Raw genomic sequence first — 19,923 nt, 5'->3', positions numbered from 1 at the left:
GATTCTTTACTTTTCCTGTAAGAGCATTAATTCTAGAACAAAGAAAATCAATTATTTTCCAAATAAGAAAATTAATTTCTGTTTCAGAAAAGTTAATAATCTATTAATGTTATAATTAAATTTTTCTTAAATGACCATACTACCTTTGTCGCTTCGAATAAATCAGGCTTGTTATGAGCCTAAAATATAAATTGAACACACTTTTCAGTTGGTATTTAGAATTTGACCATAGTTTATTATACTTCCATTTAAATTTGAAGGAATTTAAAATTGAGTGTAGGATTTCGATTTATGCATTGATTAATTTCTTGAAATGAAAAAAAGCAGATCCTTTGAACTTCCTTCCACAAGTCGTTTTTCCACATTTTGGCTAATGTTGGGGGCATTTTTATGTTATACCGGGATGTATGCAGTACGTAAGTCATTTCTAGCAGGGCAATACGCTGAGGTGGATTTTTATGGCTTTGACTTTAAAACAATTTTGGTGATTAGTCAGGTATTGGGCTACATGCTGTCAAAATTTCTGGGAATCAAACTCGTTTCGGAAATGAAAAGAGAAAAACGTTCCCAATTCCTTTTTGGCTTGGTCAGTTTTGGATTAGCCATGCTTTTGATGTTCGCTTTTTTACCTATGAATCTGAAGCCGATTGCTCTATTCTTTAATGGGCTACCTTTGGGAATCGTATTTGGTCTTGTTTTCTCATATTTGGAAGGAAGGAAAAATACCGAGCTTCTTGCTGCAGCTTTAAGCGCTACCTTTATTTTCTCTACTGGATTTGTAAAATCAGTTGGATTATGGCTAATGCAATTGACAGGAGTAGGGGAGTTTATCATGCCGTTCCTAACTGCCTTGTTATTTTTTCCGGTCTTCTTGATGGCCATCAAAATGCTCAATAAGGCACAGGTTAGAACTCAAGAAGATTTGGAATTGCGTTCTGAGAGAGTTCCAATGGATAGGAAACAACGATTTGATTTTCTAAAGAAGCATGGGTTGGTTTTTCTTGGTCTTGTGGTGATTTATGTGTTGTTGACTGTGGTGAGGGACTTTAGAGACAATTTTATGGTTGAATTTTGGGCTGAATTAGGTGCAGAAGGTAAACCAGAGCTCATCACACTTACAGAAATTCCGGTTGCAATTATTGTTTTAATTATAGCGGCAGTGGGTTTTTTGATTCAGGATAATAAAAAAGCCTTTAAATGGGGAATCTATTTATGCATGAGCTGCTGCATTACAATTGTATTAATAACCTGGTTGTTTGAAGCAGCCATTATCTCCCCAATTTGGTGGATGATTATCAATGGGATTGGGTTGTATTTACCCTATATACTCTTCCACTGTATGATTTTTGAACGGTTTTTAGCCCTTTTAAAATTTAAAGGGAACGTAGGCTTTTTGTTTTATACAGCAGATGCCCTAGGTTATACAGGAAGTGTGGGAATTTTATTATTTAAAGAATTCAGCAACTCTCAGGTAACTTGGGTTAATTTTCTAGGAGACCTCAATCAAGTTGCAGGTATCGTCATGCTGCTTGTTTGTATCATTACCTTAGGTCTACTTCAACGAAAGACAAAATTGGCAACAGAATTAGCTATTAATTCATAGTAATAAAGTATACCACTAAAAGAACTGCTTCATTCGGTTGTTCATTTTTAGGAACATGAGGGATATTCCCATCAAAAAATAGAGAGTCTCCTTCTTCCATATGGAAAACCTCTTTACCGAGTTCGAATTTTAAACTTCCTTTGATCAAGAAAATATACTCAAATCCTGAAGTGGAAACACTACTTCTTTTGGCTTGACTATTCAATGTTAATAATGAGATTTCCATTGAAGATTTTTCAATCGGGTAGTTGAGGATTAATTGATAATTATACCCAATAGACTCTTCTTCTTTATTGACAGAGGTATATTCTGATTTTTTTCGAAAAATGTACCCTTTAAATTCTTCATTCGATTTCAAATCTGAAAAGAACTCTGCTACATTCAAATTTAGCGTTTGAATAATCTGCAATAAGGAAGGAATGGTAGGTATCACACGACCATTCTCAATTTTGGAGAGCATAGCGATACTTAAGCCCGATTTCTCGGCAAATTCACCCAGCTTCCATCCATTTTCTTTCCGAATGCTTTTGATTTTGTTGCCTATTTGTATAGTCAGGTAGTCAGGTTTGGTCATACTTCTTATGTCAAAAATCAAATCAAATGATTTTCATGATAGGAAAAAAATTAATCATTTAATTTATTTAACTATGTTAATAGGCATTATTAACCCATTTTATCGAAAAATAATAGGGTAGGATTTTCGTTCTGAGAAATGGACAGGTTACTTTTTTCCAAATACCTCTCGAATGGATTCCAGATAATCAAATCCATGCCCTTCTGTTGGTTCGATGTAATTACCCTCTAAATATTCATTCCAGCAGCAAATCATTACGGTATTTCCATTAGTGGATCGGTATTTTTTTGATACTTTTTGAGCATCCATCAGTTTTGCTAAAAATGATTTTTTATCGCTATGGACTTGATCCTTAATCGGTTCACTGGGGACTCCATTTTGCTGGGGCCAGGTGCCTCCGGCAGGTCTCATATCCCATCCCATAGCTACTGGAACTTGGTATTCAAAATCAGGGTCTGACTTAAATTTCTCACTCCACATGTTCCAATGTCCTTTGTAGGTCTCTCGCATATCTGCATAAGATTTATTATCCTTCTCCATAAAATTATGATAGACATATGCCGTCATGCCCTCAAAACCCATACTTTTCAGTCTAGGGACATATTCTTGTAGTAACTGTTTGTTTTGGTAGGATCCTCCTTCCCATGGTTTTGAGGGGTTTTTAGCAACCCATTTGGTAGGAAGGCCATATGTACGTTCTCTTTCCAACATAGGTCCGGCAGTTACTGCAATGAATTTGATGCCAGGGAAACCTGCTTTTTTGGCGGTGACCTGAGACAAATCCAACAGATCCTTCAATTTTAATCCATAAAAAGCTGCCCGAGATTCTGCATCCTGAGGAAAATAGAAATACACAATGGGTCTTCCGTCTTTTTCTTTGAGATAATCTCCACGCTTGAAATATTCATCGATCCAAAGCTGGGTGATTTTTTCATGAACTTTTAAATAAAGTTCCTTATCTGGTTTTTCGCCTTCATAATTCGCCTTTCGCGCTTTCGCATCTGGAGAACCAATTTCTAACCAATGCATCCATCGTTCATGGCTATCATCGCACCAATTGATCGCCCATTTCATTTGTTTTTCCTTTGGAAGCTTTGCGTTGACTTCCAGCATTACTTTCAATTGATCACCCCATTCTACCAATCCGGGAACTGCCACTCGACCATCTCTATTGGTATCAATCTTCCAGCCTTTTGGGTAATATATTTTAGACTGGGGGCCAAAATATAGGTGGTAATAATAATGGCGGCCGTAAAACCAATCGTAGGCAAAAAAGTCAATCCCGTAGTTTTTCATATATTCCAACTGCTTTTTAATCACTTGCGGATCATCTCTTTTATAAAATCCTTTTAATTCAGCAATGGGTTTCCTTTCTAAATATGGGCCCTCATAAGGATATTTTTTATTATAAATTCTTCCTTTTGGACCCCAGATCCCTGGGTTTTGTAAGTTGGAACAATTTTCTTTTCCGGTGATACAGGACCAAAAACTATCTCGATCAATAGATGGGTCAGGTGAAGTATTCCATGAAGGCATAAAGTAAACCCCAATCAATTCTTCACTTTCCTCTTGATGTTTGGCGAATTGAAAGTTGGTGATTCCTGCATTTAAAATAGGTTCTGAGAAGGTGTTTTTCTTTTGACAAGAGACCATCAGAAAAATGGAGAAGTAAAAGGGTAGGAATAAGAAGTAAAACGGTCTTTTCATAAAAATAGGGGTGGTTTTTGTTCTACTGGCTATGGTTCATGTTATCCTATTTACATTCTTTTTCATGATTTGAATACCTCTAAATTCTGGAATTAATCGTTCAAATTCCAATTGATAGGTCAATACTTCTTTAAACCCCATTTTTTCATAAAATCGTTTTGCTTGGGGTTTTTGTATCATAGCTTCCAGCCAGATGTAATCGATTCCGTTTTCCTGAGCGATTTTTTCAACATGAGTTAGAAGCTTTTGAGCAATTCCTTTGCCATGTACGGACTGATCCAGATAAAGTCGGTGTAATTTCAACGCATTTGGAATTTCAATTTCTCTTGGAGAAAAAGGATAGTCATATTTCAGGATGCCTACTGATTTCCCATTCGATTCTATAAAAAAGTAATGACTCCTTGACCTTGACAGTTCTTTTTGAAGGTTGTCTTGATTATAACATAAATCTACATACCAGTTCCCTTGATCTATCCAGAAATGCTGATAAGCTTCTTTATACACCTTCTGAATCAAGTAAAAGAGCTTCTCATGGTCAGAAATCTTAATAGGGGTAAGCTTAATCCCATCCATGATGATTTTAGATATTTCCATATTAACCCCCAAGACTAGAAAAAAAAACAGCTTTTTCAAAAATGTGTGTTTGGTATAATATGGCTCATTCGAATTTAGAAGGAAATTCAGTGCCTGCCAAACTTGCAAAAATTACCTCAAACTTCAGGAATCCGGTAATAGCATGGATTCATTGCGATAAACATGATACCATTTACCCAATGTTCCAAGACGTAATAGCCTTGGAGCATGTGCATTATTTTACTTATACCAATTCCAGTAATTTAGAAACGCAGTTGGATAAAGCCATTATGAAAGCGGAAGTTTACATTGAGGAGTTTTCAAACCATAAAACAGTTGCTAAAGGTAAAATGGAATAAGCAAGGATTAAAGAATAAAAAACCACAGCCATATGACTGTGGTTTTCGAAGCAATAATTGCTTTTATTCTTATTTTCTTGCTAACGCTTTTTTTGCAGCTCTCACAATATTATCGGCATTCAAGCCATACTTTTCAAGTAGCTGAGTTGGAGTTCCTGATTCGCCAAAACTATCATCGACACCCACATACTCCAATGGAGCAGGATTGTTTCTGATTAATGTTTGTGCGATGCTGTCACCTAAACCACCATTATATTGATGTTCCTCGGCTGAAACGGCACAACCTGTTTTTGCTACAGATTCTAGAATTGCCTCTTCGTCTAAAGGCTTAATTGTATGAATGTTGATTACTTCAGCAGAAATGCCTTCCTCACGAAGCATTGCTTCAGCGATGACTGCTTCCCATACCAAATGACCTGTTGCAAAGATGGTCACATCTTTTCCATCGATCATTTTCCAAGCTTTACCAATTTCAAATTTCTGATTAGCAGGGGTGAAGATAGGCCATACAGGGCGTCCAAATCTCAAATAAACCGGTCCTTCGTGTTCAGCAATTGCCATGGTAGCGGCTTTTGTCTGATTGTAATCGCAAGGATTAATCACGGTCATATTTGGAAGCATTTTCATCATTCCCAAATCTTCTAAAATCTGGTGTGTTGCTCCGTCTTCTCCTAAGGTTAAACCGGCATGAGAAGCACATATTTTTACATTCTTCTCAGAATAGGCGATAGATTGACGAATCTGATCATAGACTCTTCCTGTAGAGAAGTTAGCGAATGTTCCAGTGAAAGGAATTTTACCGCTGATACTTAGACCGGCTGCAATCCCCATCATATTTGCTTCTGCAATTCCTGTTTGGAAGAATCTCTCAGGGAATTCCTTCTGAAAGGCTCCCATTTTTAGGGAACCGATTAAGTCAGCACAAAGGCCAACTACGTTAGGGTTTTTGCGACCAACTTCCAATAAGCCATCACCAAATCCGGAACGGGTATCTTTTTTATCTGTATAGTTGAATTTTAAATCCAATGTCTTTTCCATTTTTTTGTCAATTGAAGGTCAAAAATTGCTTTGATTAATAATCTCCCAAAGTTTCTGGAAGCTGGGCCAAAGCATCTGCAAGCTGTTCGTCATTAGGAGCAATACCATGCCATTTGTGTGTACCGACCATAAAGTCCACTCCAAATCCCATTTCGGTGTGAAGTAGATTCAAAACTGGCTTTCCTTTGCCTGTCAGACTTTTTGCTTTTTCTAATCCTTCTACTACAGACTTCATGTCGTTTCCATTTTCGGTATCGATCACTGTCCATCCAAAAGATTCGTATTTTGCTCTTAGATCAATCAAATTCATGATTTTCTCTGTAGGACCGTCAATTTGCTGTCTGTTGAGATCAATTGTAGCAATCATATTGTCAACTTTCCAGTGAGCTGCATACATGGCTGCTTCCCAGATTTGACCTTCTTCTTGCTCACCATCTCCCATTAAGACATATACTAATTTATCATCTCCGTCAATTTTCTTTGCTTGCGCAGCACCAATGGCAACAGATAGGCCTTGACCTAATGAACCAGAGGCGATTCTGACACCTGGAAGGTGTTCTTCAGTGGCGGGATGTCCTTGCAATCTGGAATTCAATTTTCTAAAGGTGCTCAATTCAGATACTGGAAAATAACCAGATCTTGAAAGGACACTGTACCATACTGGTGAAATGTGACCATTGGATAGGAAGAATAAATCTTCATTTTTTCCTTCCATCTTGAAACTGTTGTCATGTTTCATTTGGTCAAAATATAAGGCTGTAAAAAACTCAGTGCAGCCTAATGATGCTCCTGGATGCCCAGATTGTACTTGATGGACCATTCGTAGGATATCCCTTCTCACCTGGGAAGCTACTTCTTGAAGCTGTTCGGTTGATTTTTTTTCCATTACGGAGGTTTATTTTAAGATTTGAGCTGTGTGATCTTTTGTTTTTACTTTATCTATGATTTCGGCAATTTTTCCTTCTTCATCAATGATGAAAGTGGTTCTGGCTGTGCCCATGTATTTTCTGCCGTACATTGATTTTTCTACCCAAGTGCCATAAGCTTCATGAACAGTTTTGTCCGGGTCAGCGATTAAGGAAAATGGGAGAGATTGTTTTTCTATGAATTTTGCATGAGATTTTTCAGCATCCGAACTGATTCCCAATACCACATATCCTGCGTTCTGTAATGCTTCGTAATTGTCTCTTAAATTACATGCCTGTGCAGTACATCCAGGAGTATTGTCTTTAGGATAAAAATAGAGAACTACTTTTTTACCTCTATAATCAGAGAGTTTGATCGTTTCTCCTGTTTCTATTTTTGCTTCGAAATCGGGGGCCATTTGGCCTACTTCTAAACTCATATTTTCTTCTTTTTGAATGAAACAATTAACTTATAAAGTGCCTTTCCATTCGGATACATTTCCTGCCTGGTCCTTCACTTTTAAAATAACCGGACCTTTTAAAGCTTCATTGGTAAGCTTTTCTGACCAGATGACTGCTTGTTTGTACTCATAGCGCATCAATAGCCATTCGCCATTGACATGGGCCTCAAAGCTGTCAATTCCAGAATTATTGTCTCGAATTGTAAATCGCAATCCAGAAGAATTGACTCTTACTGGTGTGATTGTAGGTTTTTCTTCGTCGGTGGCTAGGACAAAAGTACCAAAATTTCTGGTTTTAAAACGGATTGATTGACCTTCCCAAACTCCTCCTACAAATGACTTCTTCCCATTGGAAGACTGGAGGTATACATGAACTCGCTCTTTGTCTCCTGAATAGCCCGGCACGTTCCAAGTAACTTCCATGTCACTCCACAAATATTCTGAAGGTTCGTTGATTTCCAGCTTAGGAGAAGTAGGACTTCCGCTTTGGTTGACGCGGAGGAAAAGATCATTTAATAAAGTTCTTTCAGTGAATCGTATTTTTACATTTTTATCCGCAAAAAGCTGTTCTGAATCGACTGGTATTTTTGCATTAATTCCTACAATTACCACTTCAGAGCAAACATCGATTTCTTCTGGAATCCCAAAGTTCATATCCCATAAATAGGTTCGGCTTTGGGAGTCCTGATAAGCAGGGAGCATCTCAAAAATATGTGCACCTACATAAAACTTAGCGAGTCCACCATTTGGAGATATGGGCGCTTTTACCTTGAGGATATTCCCTATATAGGAAACTACTGCCCTCGAAGGAGCGGAGCCATCATTGACATTATGTTCTAAATCCTGACCTTGAAGAGGGATGGAAATTTTCCGAGTATTCCCATAGGCATCTGTCAATGCCAATTGATAGGTTTTCTTAACACCTGGTTCTAATTCCAAATGTCCTGTGTCGGGAGCTTTAGAACTAAAAAAATCAAATTTCAGCTCATCCTGCTTGTACAGCTTGGTAAATTTATTTTGGTAGGTATGTAGCAAAAATTGCCGGGTGTAATTGAAGTCTACCTTGTCCACCACTAATGAATATACTAAGCCAGATTCATCTGAGATGTCAAAATTCGCAAACCCATTACGGTTACTAGCCCCATCTAAACGGTCGTAACTTTGAATTTCTAAACCTACCTTACCTGTGATTTTTACGGTTGAAGGCAAGGAATATGCTCCACCGGAATACACGGGAGTTACTTCAATTCGTTGGAATTTCCCATTGACTCGCGAGTCAACATTTAATGGAACTATGGCGATTTTTTGCGGGGTAGGGGGAGTATTATCTTCGATTTCAGGAAAACCAAAGAGTAATGGATCTATGGCCCGATCAAGGCTATCTCGAATTTCGAAATGAAGGTGAGGGCCACCTGATCCTCCCGTGTTTCCACTATCAGCTATTCGCTCTCCTTTTTTGACAGGAAGTTCTCCAGGTTCTGGGTATACTTCTAATTCATTTACTTGAGCCTCATACATTTTTTGTCTCATGTAATCACTCAACTCCTTATTGAAATTCCTTAAATGGCCATAGAGCGTTATTTTACCATTTGGATGCTTGAGGTAAATCACATTGCCATACCCAAAGGAAGAAACTTTAATTCTATGGACCCATCCATCAGCAGCGGCAAGAATAGGCTCACCCTCTTGACCCCCTGTTTTAAAGTCCAGTCCAGTATGAAAGTGATTGGGTCTCAACTCTGCAAAGTTTCCAGCCAAGTAATTTCTGACCCCGGGCTTGATGGGAGATATAAAGTATCCTTTGTCAATCTCTTGAGAAAAAACTGAGATGGATTGAACTACTAAAAGAAAAAGTATGAGGTACTTATTTAACTTCAAAATCAAGCAATTTTTTTGTTCCAATAAACCCTTCCAATCTATCACCTGGTTTGACAGGTCCAACTCCAGCAGGCGTACCTGTATAAATTAGGTCACCTTTCTTCAACATAAAGAATTTAGAAACATACTCTATGATTGTTCCAAAGTCAAAAAGCAATAAACTGGTGTTTCCTTTTTGGCGTACTTCTCCATTGACGGAGAGGTGGAAATCAATATTATTTAAATCGGGAAGCTCAGAGACTGGGATGAAATCTCCTATTGGAGCAGAGCCATTGAAAGCTTTTGAAATTTCCCATGGCAGACCTTTTGCCTTACATTGATCTTGTAGATCTCGAGCAGTAAAGTCAATTCCAAAACCAATCTCATCGAAGTATCGGTGTGCAAACTTTTTCTGAATATACTTTCCCTCTTTATTTATTTTCAAAACCAATTCTCCTTCATGATGAATATTTTTGGAAAAATCTGGATAAAGGAACGGTGCACCTTTTTTTAATACTGCCGTTTCTGGCTTAAGAAACACCACCGGATTGGTGGGTCTTTCATTTTGTAATTCTTCTATATGGGCCACATAATTACGGCCAATGCAAATAATCTTCATAGGGTATTAATCTACAACTTGAGGGAGAATGAGCGTTTCTCCTTATACATCAAACAAAGAAAACTGATTCTCTGCAATTTGGTAAGTTTTTGCCTCTGTTATTCTATTTTAATGGGCATTTTCTAATCTAATAATCCAACAAATTAAATCAGCCCAAGTTCCAGATTTAGCTAGAATCTATGATTGCAATAGTCTTTTCCATTTTCTATCGCATTACAATTTAATTCTATACTTTAAGGCTTACCTTAAATCAAAAAGATTCGAAAGGTTTTTTTACCAAATTGGTTTGTGAATCTCTTTCTTTAAGAATCCTTTTCCTTAGAAATCATGTTGATTAATTCATATTGAAGAGATGAAGCATCTGCTGGTATGGGGCCAGATTTTTCCGTGACTTTGACTTGAATTTGGTAAAGATACCCTTGCTCAAAATCAAACCCTTGCACTTGATCATAAAACAACTTCCAAGCTTCAGGTTCTACTTCACTTCCCTTTTGAATTTGTAGACATTTCATAGGCCCGACTCCCATGCAGTCTACCTTTGAAGAATTGACCCACCACAACTCTACCTGATGATCTTCCGGTTGACACCCAGCAATACTCAGAAGGATAGAAGAGAAAATGACCAATGGTTTCATGGTATACTATTGACAATAGATTGGTACAGTTTTTCTGCCCAGCTTTGATAAATCAATCCACTGGGATGCAATTGATCCTCGGCTAGCATCTTGGGCTCCCTTCCAATTTGACGGTATTCTTCGGTGATATCAATATATATAACGCCATATCGGTCGCAGACTTGTTTTTTGGCGGAGTTATATGCGTCAATTTCCTGTGCCACTTTCTTGGAATCCTTGTTATTAGCACTTGCAAAGGGTGTAACTCCCCAATCTGGTATTGAAATAACCCTCACATGATCAGGAAGATTTCTTGCAAAGCCAATGGCCTTTAAGAGCATCTGTTCAAATTCCTTTTTGTATTCTGTTACCGATCTTCCTCGATACTGATTGTTGACACCTATGGAAAGTGTAACCAGATCGTATGTTTGGCCTTCAATAAATTCGTTTTTGATCCCTTCATCCAACTCATCCACTGTCCATCCTGTTTTGGCAATGATCTTAGCTTGGGCATAGGTGTTTTCGCTATTTTTATTTAGTAAGTTGACCAACTGATTGGGATATCTGTCTTTTTCTTCCACACCTTCCCCAATGGTATAGCTATCACCTAAAGCCAAATATGTAAGTGATTCTTTTGTAGTCATTTGAATTTTATTTTCAGGAGATTTTGTCCCCATATTGCATGCCATTAATCCACTAATGAAAAGGGGTATTATAAAGAGCTTCATAGGATATTAACTTTCAAATACATTCTCCAATAGCTTAAAAGTACCTTGATCGGCATTCATAGATACTTTTGCTCCCACTGGGACGATAAATTGCTTGGAAATATGCCCAATCATGGCACCAGTGTAAGCAGGGATTTCCAAAGGTAGGATGTAATCATCCAGTACTTGGTCTAAGGTGAGTGAACCGTAACCTCCTCCGGGTTCGCAATCCGTGCATTGGCCAAAAATAAATCCTTTTATTTTGTCCAAGGTTCCATTTAATTTTAAAGTACTCATCATCCTATCCATTCTGTAAGGATCTTCTCCCACATCTTCAATAAACAAGATGGCATCTTTGAAGTCAGGATAGTACTCTGAACCAGAAATTGCAGTCAATACTGTCAGGTTCCCTCCTAAGATTCTACCTTCTGTAATGCCTCCTTTAAGCGTTTGTGTTCTGTTAGATTTCACTACTAAGTCATCCGTTTCTGGATGGATATTTTCAAAAGTCATTTGTTCCTGGTCAAAGAATAATTTTTGAAACTGTTCCACATTAAAACTGTTCCAGTTTCCGGAACCCATGGGACCGTGAAAAGTGATTAATCCCGTTTTGGAATGAATGGCACAATGTAAAGCAGTAATATCAGAGTAGCCCAATAGTGGTTTTGGATTACGGGAGATCTTCTTATAATCGATTAGAGGTAAAATTCTGGCTGCGCCAGAGCCTCCACGAATGCTAATAATTGCCTTTACGTTATCATCTTCAAACATCTCGTTTAGGTCGTCTGCTCTTTCTTGATCAGTGCCGGCAAGATGCCCCCTTCGGTTCATCAAATTTTTACCGAATTTGACCTGAAAACCTAACCCTTCAAGGGCTTCTTTGGCGAAAGTGAATTGCATCCGGTCAGCTGTGGCTGCGGAAGGGGAAATCAAGCCCACTGTATCCCCTTTTTTTATCGCTTTTGGAAGAATGATCTTCGCAAATTCTTTATCTGATGGGGATGAAAAAGAAAGAGCGGAAAATGAACCCGCTAGTAATCCAAGTGACTTAAGAAATTCTCGTTTTTGCATTCGATAAGTGTTATATCCGAATTGTGAAAATACGGTTTTTTTATTTGCTGAGTAGAGGGGCAAGTTAGTTTTCAAGCATTCTAATACACTAACTGTTTTACAAGAATAGTACCCAACTCTCCCTAATTGTCTTTGATTGCTAAAGAAAAATCCCAATGGCATTTGACAAAAGAACTTAATCTTAAAACCTTCACTTTAATGCGGAAGGCTCTGCCTATTTCCGGTTAAAATGAAAAAACCTTTGATGTTTATTTCAACCTCAAAGGTTAATAATACTGCTAACTTTCCACTGATACTGCCTACTAATTAAAGCATGTCTCTAATCATTACCATGACTTTTTCCATTTCTCTCCTTACCACAGATGCTTTGTAGGGATAATTGGAGTTCATAAATGCAAAACAGTACAGTTTTCCTCTTTTAGTCTTAATTAGTCCAACCAAACTATGATGGTTACTCATGGTGCCTGTTTTGGCAAAAATATAGGGTGTTTGAGCTTGGTAGCTTGTTTTGATAGTTCCAGATACTCCACCTGTTGGCAACAAGTCAAATAACTGTTCATCAGGGATCATTCTGTAGATTTTTTCAAAGAGCGTTACCATAGAACGTGGAGTCACTAAATTGTGTCTACTTAATCCACTTCCATCTACCCATTGAGGTTGGTCCGGTAAATCATTAAGATAGGTTTTCAGAATATACTCAATTGCTCTTTCTGTATCCAATCTTTGAAACAGTCTGTCAGAAACCATCCACATCAGTTGCTCCGCCAAAAAATTATCACTTTCCAACATCATCTCCTCCAATATCGGGAATAGGGGAGCAGCTCTCCATTCTGAATGATTCTTGGGCAATGAATCAGGTTGATAGATCCAGGTTTTTCCAGTAGCCTCAGCTGCCAGTTCAATAAACAATTCTGGGGATGAAATAAATGGTATAAATTCCTCCGAGCCTCTAAAGTTGTTGGGATTGTAAAAGAATTTATTGGAATGGAATTCTCTTTCAAGTTCCCGAATACTTCTATTGGTCGTGAAGACTGCCGATTGAAATCTTTTTGGGGTTACGATGGGACGATTTCCGGATTTCTTAATCTGGACCAGGTTACCGAAGATAGGTAATGGGCTACGCTCAGCAGAATAATCATAATAATAATCATCCCATTGCCAACCATATCCAAAAGCAGGCGAATCTTGGTTCGCATCAGAAAAAAGTACCGTATTAAAAGGTGCAATGAAAGATTGGATATCTGGTTGGTATAATTCTTTATAATTCCAGCTAGGGTCTCCTGATCCCCAGATCCGAATGGTATCGTTACTGGTAGTGTACCTTAAGGTTTGAGTGGAGTCATTTAAAATGATCAGGCTGGAGAAAAGCGTTAATAATTTTGTAGTAGAGGCAGGAATAAATCGCTGTTCACTATTTCTTTCATAGAGGACAATTTGGCTGTCCAAATCATATAATACAAATCCGGATAAATGGTTGCCAAAGAAGCTCTGATCTCCAACAGCTTCTTCGAGTTTTAGGTATTGATCTCTGTTTAACTGTGCATGTGTGGAACGAAAAACTAAACAGAAGAAAGGTAGTACTAGAATTAAGTTTTTAATCGACAACAATTTGATCATTTCTAAGGGCTGAATAAAAGAGGCCTAACCATCCTAAAATAAAAAATACTCCACCTAAAGGAGTGACCGCTCCCCACCAATTGATTCCTGTCAAAGATAAAATATAAAGTGATCCTGGAAATATAATGATCCCTAAAATCATACTCCAAATACTGAAGGTTAGACTTTTCCAATTGGGTCTAATCATCAAAATCAACCCCATGAATGCCAGAGAAAACGTATGGTAAAAATGATATTTAACTGCAGTTTCAAAGGTGGCAGTTCTTCCGTTATTTACTAAAGTTTCCTGCAAAGCATGTGCTCCGAATGCCCCAATTCCTACAGCAAGTGCTCCAGAAAGTGCAGCGATCATGATTATTTGTCTTCCGTTCATTGTATAGAAAATTCCACTTTTTCTTAATTAAAATCCCTCCTTTTTTTGTACTCCAAAAAGGGAAGGGAACAATTTGAGTTCACTTTTTAATGAGGATAATTTCTCACTCCAAAAATGGCAGAACCAATTCTAACCATTGTACTTCCTTCTTCTTGTGCGATTAAATAATCTCCGCTCATTCCCATGGAAATTTCCTCCATTTGAACAAAATCAGGAAGGGATTCATTTTTCAATTCTTCAAAAAGATTCTTCAGCCCTTTGAATTCTTTTCTGATTTGGGATTCATTTTCAGTAAAAGTAGCCATTCCCATCAAGCCTTTTATTTGCACATGTGTTAATCCCTTAAAAATAGGATCTTCAAACATTTCCAATAATTCGCTTTTGTCAAAACCAAACTTAGACTCTTCATCAGCAATATGGATCTGAAGTAATACCGAGATGATTCGGTCTATTTTTTTTCCTTGTTTATTTATTTCTTTCAAAAGTTTAAAGGAATCCACTCCATGGATTAGGTATACATAGGGAGCGATGTATTTTACTTTATTGCTTTGAAGGTGCCCAATCATATGCCAACGAGTGTCCTCTGGCATTTCCGGTTGTTTGGCTTGAAGTTCCTGTACTTTATTTTCTCCAAAATCCCTGATACCACATTCGTAAGCCTTTTTCAAGTCTTCAAGTGGCTTGGTTTTGCTTACTGCTACCAATAAGCAATCCGGGTTTTTAAAAGTTTTTTTTACTGTTTCGAGATTGGCTTTAATGTCCATTTTCTATTTTTATGCTTCACTTTTTTGCCCTAGGCCTAAAACAAAGATATGGCGATCATCAGTACTTTACTAAAACGAGGTATCCGTCTGAGAGAAAGTTTGGAACAAGAATATTCTAAACCTCTTGAATTACAGAAAAATACGCTTCGAAAACTTTTGATAAAAGCGAATCATACTCTGATTTCGTCGAAATATGATTTTCCTTCTATTTTGAAAAGCTTCAAAAAAGGAGACCATGAGTTTTACCAATTGTACAAAGCTCAAGTTCCTATTTATGATTACAATAAAATTCATGCCGAGTGGTGGCATTTATTGCAGGAAGGAAAGCAGAATGTTACTTGGCCTGGAAAAGTTAAATACTTCGCCTTGAGCAGCGGTACTTCTGGAGCGACCTCTAAGTTTATTCCTGTTACCAGAGAGATGGTGAAAGCAATTCGGAAAACTGGAGTAAGACAGATTTTGTCCTTATCTAAATATGATCTTCCGGATTCTTTGTTTTCCAAAGGAATCTTGATGTTGGGAGGAAGCACGGATCTGGAATTCAATGGCACCTATTTTTCAGGTGATTTGAGTGGAATTACTGCTGGAAAACTCCCGATTTGGTTTCAACGCTTTTATAGGCCAGGGAAAGAAATTTCCAGAAATAAAAATTGGGGGGATAAGCTGGATCAAATTGTTGAGAAAGCTCCTAAATGGGACATAGGAATAATTGTTGGGGTACCTGCTTGGTTACAAATCCTGATTGAAAAAATTATAGAGAGGTATCAACTGAAGACCATTCATGATATTTGGCCCAACCTGCAGATTTTTGTTCATGGGGGAGTGTCATTTGAACCCTATAAGAAGGGTTTTGAGAAGCTTTTAGCTAGACCTATCATTTACATTGAGACTTATTTGGCATCTGAAGGTTTCATTGCCTTCCAAGCCTTGCCAAACAGAAAATCCATGAGATTGGTATTAAACAATGGAATATTTCATGAATTTGTGCCTTTTACTGAGGATAACTTTGATGAGGAAGGTACTATCAAAGAGCATGCAGTGACCTTGAAAATTGATGAAGTGGAGGAAGGAAAAGATTATGCTTTGTTAATTAGTACCTGCGCTGGAGCTTGGCGTTACTTAATCGGTGATGTAGTGAGGTTTGTTTCCAAAGAAGAATCTGAAATTATTATTACTGGAAGAACGAAACATTACTTAAGCCTCTGCGGAGAACACTTGTCAGTAGATAACATGAACAAAGCAATCGAATTGGCTTCTGAAGATTTGAATATCAATGTCAGGGAGTTTACAGTTCTAGGCGTGCCTCATGATAATTTGTTTGGCCATCATTGGTTCATAGGGAGTGGGGAGGAAGTTGATCCAGTTAAATTTAGGGAAGCACTGGACGCTCATCTAAAGAAATTGAATGATGATTATGCTGTGGAAAGAAGGCATGCCCTTAAAGAAGTGATAGTTGATATTTTGCCATCTTCTCTATTCTATGAATGGATGAAAGAGCAAGGAAAAGAAGGTGGACAGAATAAATTTCCAAGGGTATTGAAAGGGGATAAGGCTTTCAGTTGGCAAGAATTTCTAAAATCTAAAAATGCTAGTTCATGATTGCATCATTGATGGAAGGAATCAGTATGGGATTACTCCTTTCCATTATGGTGGGACCTGTGTTTTTTACACTTATTCAAAGTAGTTTAACTCATGGATTCAGATATGCTTCTGTACTTGCTTTTGGAATATTGTGTAGTGATACATTCTATGTACTGATCACTTACCTCGGTATAAAGTTTTTAGCAGAAGCTACTTATTTTGAGGAGGTATTAGGATATGTTGGAGGAGCGATTTTAATCGGTTTTGGATTGTCTTCACTGATTAGAAAGCAGACCAACCGACCCAACTCGGGAGGAATTACGCTTCCCCAAGTGAGAAAGAGGTCTGCTTTTATAAAAGGGTTTAGCATCAATGGAGTCAACCCATTTGTGTTGCTGTTTTGGATTTCAATTGCAAGTATTGTTCATTTGAAGGAAAACGTATCTAACTGGGATATTTGGCTTTATTATTCCGGAATCTTAGGCACAGTTTTCCTGATTGATTTATTAAAATCTTTTATCGCTAAAAAGCTTTCTCATATGGTGACCCCAAACATGATGAGAATCATGAATAAAGGAGTCGGGTTTATAATGATTGGCTTTGGAATACGAATGTTGATCTACGCCTGGGGTGTCTGATTAACTACAAATTAGCTAAGACCATTTAAGGCACGCATTAATTTTTCTCTCACCTCTTCGGCAAATCCTTCTATTTCCGGGTTTTTTACTACGCTCATAGCTGTTGACGGGTCCATCAGAGATACATCGAATTTATTTTTTTCTAATTCTCGGATGACCACATTGCAGGGTAGTAGTGTTGCAATTTGAGGTTCAATAGACAGGACTTTATCTGCAAAAACGGGATTGCATGCTCCTAGAATCAGGAATGGAGGATAGGACTTATCCAATTTCTTTTTCATGGTAGCCTGGATGTCGATCTCTGTCAAAATCCCAAATCCCTCGTTTTTAAGTTTTTCTTCTACTTTTTCTCGAACTTCCTGAATGGATTTAGCTTCTACTTGTTTGGATTGATAGTAATTCATGATGATTTAAATTTGATTCTTTAAGTTAAGTTGTTTCTTTCTTCCAGTCTGTGCTTATGATCACATAAAGGTTTAGGGATAGGTTTGAGAATTGTCGTACTTTTAATGAACAACTATTTTCTACTGCTGTTTATTTGCCATGAAATATATTTCACTTTTTTTTCTCGTGACTTCGATGGTGTTGTTTATCCATTCGGAGGCAAATTCCCAGGAAATTCCAGCCTTAGGATTATACAATGAAACTAGGACTCAATACAATGAATCAGGAATGATCATTCTGGGTGCATGGGCTTTGGGAAACATGGTTTGGGTAGGAATTGGCGCCAGTAGCACATCTGGCCAAACGAAAGCATTTCACCAGATGAATTTATATTGGAATTCGGTCAATTTAATTATTGCAGGGATAGGATATTGGCAAGCAACTCGTGAAATACCAAGTACTGATTTACTGGAAACAATGAAATCTCAAGCTAGTATTGAAAAGATTTTGTTGGTAAATGCCGCATTGGACATCGCTTATATGGCGGGTGGGTTATATCTAAAAGAACGTGGGTTAAGACTTTCAAAAGATAAATTCGTAGGATTTGGAAAATCAATAATTCTTCAAGGGGCTTTCCTATTTACTTTTGATGCTTTATTGTATACTTTTCATGTGAACCACTCCAAAGAGTTGCCGGCATTTTTTGAACAGGTATCTTTTCATCCCACTGGACTAGCGTTGTCATTTCCTTTATCTAAATAAATTTAAATATTCAGGTTTGCAGAATAGGTTATTCAGTGGGAAAATCTGGGTCCAACTGTTTTTTGTGTTCTTCAGGTCAGGAGCTGAGGATTCTTTTTCTAGCTGAGGCAATCCGGTCACAAGTTACAGTACACGTTCCCATAATGCTACGCATCGCACCATGAGTACTTGCATTCAAGGAAGTAATTTTTTCTTTAGGTACATGGTATGTATTTTCTTTGGTAGGCTAGGGGTAGTTGGTACAAAAACCGTGTTTAATTTATCATTGAATTGATCTGTTGTGAATTCGATCATCATTGTGCCTGAACTAAATGGGGCAATTAAAACTACTTCAGAAAGTAGAAATTTTTTGGCTCCAAAAAATTTTGAAAAAAAATCCCTCCTGTTTTCACAAGAGGGATTTTTTTGATGGATATGAGTATTAATCTGCCAAGTATTTAATTACAGGAGTGTAATCCAAGTCGAATGCTTCTGCGACTGCTTGGTAAACGATGTCCCCATTGATGACATTCAGACCAGGAACCAATTCTGGATTTTCTTGAGCTGCTTTTTTCCATCCTTTATCAGCAAGTTGAATTGCGTAAGGAAGAGTAGCATTTGTCAATGCAAGAGTGGAGGTATATGGTACAGCACCAGGCATGTTCGCCACACAATAATGAACCACGTCATCTATAATATAAGTAGGGTCTTGGTGTGTTGTAGGCTTGCAAGTTTCAATACATCCTCCTTGATCTACTGCTACATCCACGAGCACGGTGCCTGGTTGCATTTCTTTAAGCATGTCTTTCGTGATCAAATGTGGAGCTTTTGCGCCAGGGATTAACACTGCACCAATGATCAAATCATGATTTTTGATCATTTTTCTAATGTTGTATTCGTTAGACATCATGGTCTTTACATTTGCTGGCATTACATCAGCAAGGTATCTCATTCTAGGAAGTGAGACATCCATAATCGTGACATCAGCACCTAGTCCTGCTGCCATCCAAGCTGCTTGAGTACCAACGATTCCTCCACCTAAAATCAAGACTTTAGCAGGTATGACTCCAGGAACGCCACCTAATAAGATGCCTCTTCCTTTTAATGGTTTTTCAAGGTAGTTTGCTCCCTTTTGAACAGCCATTCTACCTGCAACCTCTGACATAGGAATTAATAGAGGTAAACTTTTGTCTGCTTTTTCAACTGTTTCATATGCAAGACAAACCGAACCACTCTCTACCATTGCTTTGGTTAATGGTTCATAAGATGCAAAGTGGAAATAAGTAAATAATAACTGATCCTTTTTGATAAGCTTATATTCAGGTTCAATAGGCTCTTTTACCTTCATGATCATTTCGGCAATTTCATACGTTGCCTCGATGGTAGGAAGTATGTTTGCTCCTGCTTCTACATAGGATTCATCTGGAAAACCAGATCCTTCGCCAGCTGTATGTTGAACGTATACAGTATGGCCTCTTTTAACCAATTCTTTTGCACCTGCAGGAGTGAGGGCTACTCGATTTTCGTTGTTTTTAATTTCCTTTGGAACACCTATAATCATGATAGATATATTTGGATTTGTATATATTACCACAAAGATACTAAGCAAAAACAAACTGAAAAGTCTCCTAGCAAATAGTATTTGGTGTGATTTGGAAAATTTTAAAAAATCAGAACATAGTTCTGTTAAAAAATTTTAACGTTTAAATAATTTTAAAGAAAAGCGTTTAGACAAGT

General features: G+C 37.7%; 21 protein-coding genes. 5 read left to right on the top strand and 16 right to left on the bottom strand.

Translation table 11 applies throughout. The features are described 5' to 3' along the window. Positions 1–313 precede the first annotated feature (313 nt). The gene (locus JYB62_RS06090) at positions 314–1,603 is read left to right on the top strand and encodes a DUF5690 family protein (RefSeq protein WP_205644525.1); all 1,290 of its coding nucleotides are present in this window, start codon (positions 314–316) and stop codon (positions 1,601–1,603) included. Here the strand turns inward: JYB62_RS06090 and JYB62_RS06085 are convergent. The 3 genes from JYB62_RS06085 to JYB62_RS06075 all read right to left on the bottom strand — a co-directional run bounded on the left by JYB62_RS06085 (position 1,593) and on the right by JYB62_RS06075 (position 4,478). Beyond that, positions 1,593–2,198: a helix-turn-helix domain-containing protein gene (locus JYB62_RS06085; protein ID WP_243431447.1), complete on the bottom strand. Its 606-nt coding sequence runs from the start codon at positions 2,196–2,198 to the stop codon at positions 1,593–1,595. The genes JYB62_RS06090 and JYB62_RS06085 overlap by 11 nt on opposite strands. A gap of 126 nt (positions 2,199–2,324) precedes the next feature. Then, positions 2,325–3,884, bottom strand: coding sequence for a glycoside hydrolase family 99-like domain-containing protein (locus JYB62_RS06080; RefSeq protein WP_205644524.1), 1,560 nt, complete (start codon positions 3,882–3,884; stop codon positions 2,325–2,327). Between the two features lie 36 nt (positions 3,885–3,920). Then, positions 3,921–4,478, bottom strand: coding sequence for a GNAT family N-acetyltransferase (locus JYB62_RS06075; protein WP_205644522.1), 558 nt, complete (start codon positions 4,476–4,478; stop codon positions 3,921–3,923). A gap of 59 nt (positions 4,479–4,537) precedes the next feature. Between JYB62_RS06075 and JYB62_RS06070 the strand changes: the two genes are divergently transcribed. Continuing rightward, complete coding sequence (locus tag JYB62_RS06070; RefSeq protein WP_205644521.1) at positions 4,538–4,816, top strand: hypothetical protein; 279 nt, start codon at positions 4,538–4,540, stop codon at positions 4,814–4,816. A 69-nt stretch (positions 4,817–4,885) separates the two neighbouring features. Here JYB62_RS06070 and JYB62_RS06065 read toward each other — a convergent pair whose 3' ends face one another. The 11 genes from JYB62_RS06065 to JYB62_RS06015 all read right to left on the bottom strand — a co-directional run bounded on the left by JYB62_RS06065 (position 4,886) and on the right by JYB62_RS06015 (position 14,842). Then, positions 4,886–5,854: a transketolase family protein gene (locus JYB62_RS06065; protein ID WP_205644520.1), complete on the bottom strand. Its 969-nt coding sequence runs from the start codon at positions 5,852–5,854 to the stop codon at positions 4,886–4,888. 34 nt (positions 5,855–5,888) lie between these two features. Further along, positions 5,889–6,740 carry a transketolase gene (locus JYB62_RS06060; RefSeq protein ID WP_205644519.1) on the bottom strand — a complete coding sequence of 284 codons (852 nt, stop codon included), beginning with the start codon at positions 6,738–6,740 and terminating at the stop codon, positions 5,889–5,891. Positions 6,741–6,749: 9 nt separating this feature from the next. Beyond that, on the bottom strand, positions 6,750–7,199 hold the full coding sequence (bcp, locus tag JYB62_RS06055) for a thioredoxin-dependent thiol peroxidase (RefSeq protein WP_205644518.1): 450 nt from the start codon (positions 7,197–7,199) through the stop codon (positions 6,750–6,752). Between the two features lie 30 nt (positions 7,200–7,229). Next, positions 7,230–9,098: a M23 family metallopeptidase gene (locus JYB62_RS06050; protein WP_205644517.1), complete on the bottom strand. Its 1,869-nt coding sequence runs from the start codon at positions 9,096–9,098 to the stop codon at positions 7,230–7,232. After that, positions 9,085–9,696, bottom strand: coding sequence for a fumarylacetoacetate hydrolase family protein (locus tag JYB62_RS06045; RefSeq protein ID WP_205644516.1), 612 nt, complete (start codon positions 9,694–9,696; stop codon positions 9,085–9,087). Before JYB62_RS06045 ends, JYB62_RS06050 begins: the two co-directional genes overlap by 14 nt. A gap of 302 nt (positions 9,697–9,998) precedes the next feature. Then, the gene (locus JYB62_RS06040) at positions 9,999–10,331 is read right to left on the bottom strand and encodes a DUF4377 domain-containing protein (RefSeq protein WP_205644515.1); all 333 of its coding nucleotides are present in this window, start codon (positions 10,329–10,331) and stop codon (positions 9,999–10,001) included. Further along, positions 10,328–10,954, bottom strand: coding sequence for an SGNH/GDSL hydrolase family protein (locus JYB62_RS06035; protein ID WP_243431445.1), 627 nt, complete (start codon positions 10,952–10,954; stop codon positions 10,328–10,330). The genes JYB62_RS06040 and JYB62_RS06035 overlap by 4 nt, the downstream gene beginning before the upstream one ends. Positions 10,955–11,044: 90 nt before the next feature. Beyond that, positions 11,045–12,088 (bottom strand): S66 peptidase family protein, encoded by a 1,044-nt coding sequence (locus tag JYB62_RS06030; RefSeq protein WP_205644513.1) that lies wholly within the window; start codon positions 12,086–12,088, stop codon positions 11,045–11,047. Positions 12,089–12,394: 306 nt separating this feature from the next. Beyond that, positions 12,395–13,705 (bottom strand): D-alanyl-D-alanine carboxypeptidase, encoded by a 1,311-nt coding sequence (locus JYB62_RS06025; RefSeq protein ID WP_205644512.1) that lies wholly within the window; start codon positions 13,703–13,705, stop codon positions 12,395–12,397. Further along, positions 13,683–14,078 (bottom strand): DUF423 domain-containing protein, encoded by a 396-nt coding sequence (locus JYB62_RS06020; protein ID WP_205644511.1) that lies wholly within the window; start codon positions 14,076–14,078, stop codon positions 13,683–13,685. Before JYB62_RS06020 ends, JYB62_RS06025 begins: the two co-directional genes overlap by 23 nt. Positions 14,079–14,164: 86 nt before the next feature. Continuing rightward, a complete protein-coding gene (locus JYB62_RS06015; protein ID WP_205644510.1) occupies positions 14,165–14,842 on the bottom strand; it encodes a YggS family pyridoxal phosphate-dependent enzyme in 678 nt (225 codons plus the stop codon). 48 nt (positions 14,843–14,890) lie between these two features. Here JYB62_RS06015 and JYB62_RS06010 point away from each other — a divergent pair, with 48 nt between their 5' ends. Together JYB62_RS06010 and JYB62_RS06005 are read left to right on the top strand one after the other, a co-directional pair. Further along, a complete protein-coding gene (locus JYB62_RS06010) occupies positions 14,891–16,441 on the top strand; it encodes a GH3 family domain-containing protein (RefSeq protein WP_205644509.1) in 1,551 nt (516 codons plus the stop codon). Then, a complete protein-coding gene (locus JYB62_RS06005) occupies positions 16,438–17,061 on the top strand; it encodes a LysE family translocator (RefSeq protein WP_205644508.1) in 624 nt (207 codons plus the stop codon). The genes JYB62_RS06010 and JYB62_RS06005 overlap by 4 nt, the downstream gene beginning before the upstream one ends. An 11-nt stretch (positions 17,062–17,072) precedes the next feature. Here JYB62_RS06005 and JYB62_RS06000 read toward each other — a convergent pair whose 3' ends face one another. After that, positions 17,073–17,465, bottom strand: a complete 393-nt coding sequence (locus tag JYB62_RS06000) for a DUF302 domain-containing protein (RefSeq protein ID WP_205644507.1) — start codon at positions 17,463–17,465, stop codon at positions 17,073–17,075. Positions 17,466–17,604: 139 nt separating this feature from the next. On the opposite strand from JYB62_RS06000, the gene JYB62_RS05995 reads away from it, so the two are divergent. Further along, positions 17,605–18,207 carry a DUF6992 family protein gene (locus tag JYB62_RS05995; RefSeq protein WP_205644506.1) on the top strand — a complete coding sequence of 201 codons (603 nt, stop codon included), beginning with the start codon at positions 17,605–17,607 and terminating at the stop codon, positions 18,205–18,207. Between the two features lie 421 nt (positions 18,208–18,628). Here the strand turns inward: JYB62_RS05995 and ald are convergent, their stop codons facing one another. Continuing rightward, positions 18,629–19,747, bottom strand: a complete 1,119-nt coding sequence (gene ald / locus JYB62_RS05990) for an alanine dehydrogenase (RefSeq protein ID WP_205644505.1) — start codon at positions 19,745–19,747, stop codon at positions 18,629–18,631. Positions 19,748–19,923: the final 176 nt, after the last annotated feature.

Source organism: Algoriphagus lutimaris (genome assembly GCF_017051705.1).
Taxonomy (GTDB): Bacteria; Bacteroidota; Bacteroidia; order Cytophagales; family Cyclobacteriaceae; genus Algoriphagus; species Algoriphagus lutimaris.
The sequence above is the reverse complement of the archived record's forward strand: the minus strand, read 5'-3'. Positions and strand labels throughout refer to the sequence as shown.

What these genes read in the sequence shown, in the direction of transcription:
- JYB62_RS06090 (WP_205644525.1), top strand. Translation starts at nt 314, where the DNA reads ATGAAAAAAAGCAGATCCTTTGAACTTCCTTCCACAAGTCGTTTTTCC.
- JYB62_RS06080 (WP_205644524.1), bottom strand. Translation starts at nt 3,884, where the DNA reads ATGAAAAGACCGTTTTACTTCTTATTCCTACCCTTTTACTTCTCCATT.
- JYB62_RS06075 (WP_205644522.1), bottom strand. Translation starts at nt 4,478, where the DNA reads ATGGAAATATCTAAAATCATCATGGATGGGATTAAGCTTACCCCTATT.
- JYB62_RS06070 (WP_205644521.1), top strand. Translation starts at nt 4,538, where the DNA reads ATGGCTCATTCGAATTTAGAAGGAAATTCAGTGCCTGCCAAACTTGCA.
- JYB62_RS06065 (WP_205644520.1), bottom strand. Translation starts at nt 5,854, where the DNA reads ATGGAAAAGACATTGGATTTAAAATTCAACTATACAGATAAAAAAGAT.
- JYB62_RS06060 (WP_205644519.1), bottom strand. Translation starts at nt 6,740, where the DNA reads ATGGAAAAAAAATCAACCGAACAGCTTCAAGAAGTAGCTTCCCAGGTG.
- bcp (WP_205644518.1), bottom strand. Translation starts at nt 7,199, where the DNA reads ATGAGTTTAGAAGTAGGCCAAATGGCCCCCGATTTCGAAGCAAAAATA.
- JYB62_RS06045 (WP_205644516.1), bottom strand. Translation starts at nt 9,696, where the DNA reads ATGAAGATTATTTGCATTGGCCGTAATTATGTGGCCCATATAGAAGAA.
- JYB62_RS06040 (WP_205644515.1), bottom strand. Translation starts at nt 10,331, where the DNA reads ATGAAACCATTGGTCATTTTCTCTTCTATCCTTCTGAGTATTGCTGGG.
- JYB62_RS06035 (WP_243431445.1), bottom strand. Translation starts at nt 10,954, where the DNA reads ATGACTACAAAAGAATCACTTACATATTTGGCTTTAGGTGATAGCTAT.
- JYB62_RS06030 (WP_205644513.1), bottom strand. Translation starts at nt 12,088, where the DNA reads ATGCAAAAACGAGAATTTCTTAAGTCACTTGGATTACTAGCGGGTTCA.
- JYB62_RS06025 (WP_205644512.1), bottom strand. Translation starts at nt 13,705, where the DNA reads ATGATCAAATTGTTGTCGATTAAAAACTTAATTCTAGTACTACCTTTC.
- JYB62_RS06020 (WP_205644511.1), bottom strand. Translation starts at nt 14,078, where the DNA reads ATGAACGGAAGACAAATAATCATGATCGCTGCACTTTCTGGAGCACTT.
- JYB62_RS06015 (WP_205644510.1), bottom strand. Translation starts at nt 14,842, where the DNA reads ATGGACATTAAAGCCAATCTCGAAACAGTAAAAAAAACTTTTAAAAAC.
- JYB62_RS06010 (WP_205644509.1), top strand. Translation starts at nt 14,891, where the DNA reads ATGGCGATCATCAGTACTTTACTAAAACGAGGTATCCGTCTGAGAGAA.
- JYB62_RS06005 (WP_205644508.1), top strand. Translation starts at nt 16,438, where the DNA reads ATGATTGCATCATTGATGGAAGGAATCAGTATGGGATTACTCCTTTCC.
- JYB62_RS06000 (WP_205644507.1), bottom strand. Translation starts at nt 17,465, where the DNA reads ATGAATTACTATCAATCCAAACAAGTAGAAGCTAAATCCATTCAGGAA.
- JYB62_RS05995 (WP_205644506.1), top strand. Translation starts at nt 17,605, where the DNA reads ATGAAATATATTTCACTTTTTTTTCTCGTGACTTCGATGGTGTTGTTT.
- ald (WP_205644505.1), bottom strand. Translation starts at nt 19,747, where the DNA reads ATGATTATAGGTGTTCCAAAGGAAATTAAAAACAACGAAAATCGAGTA.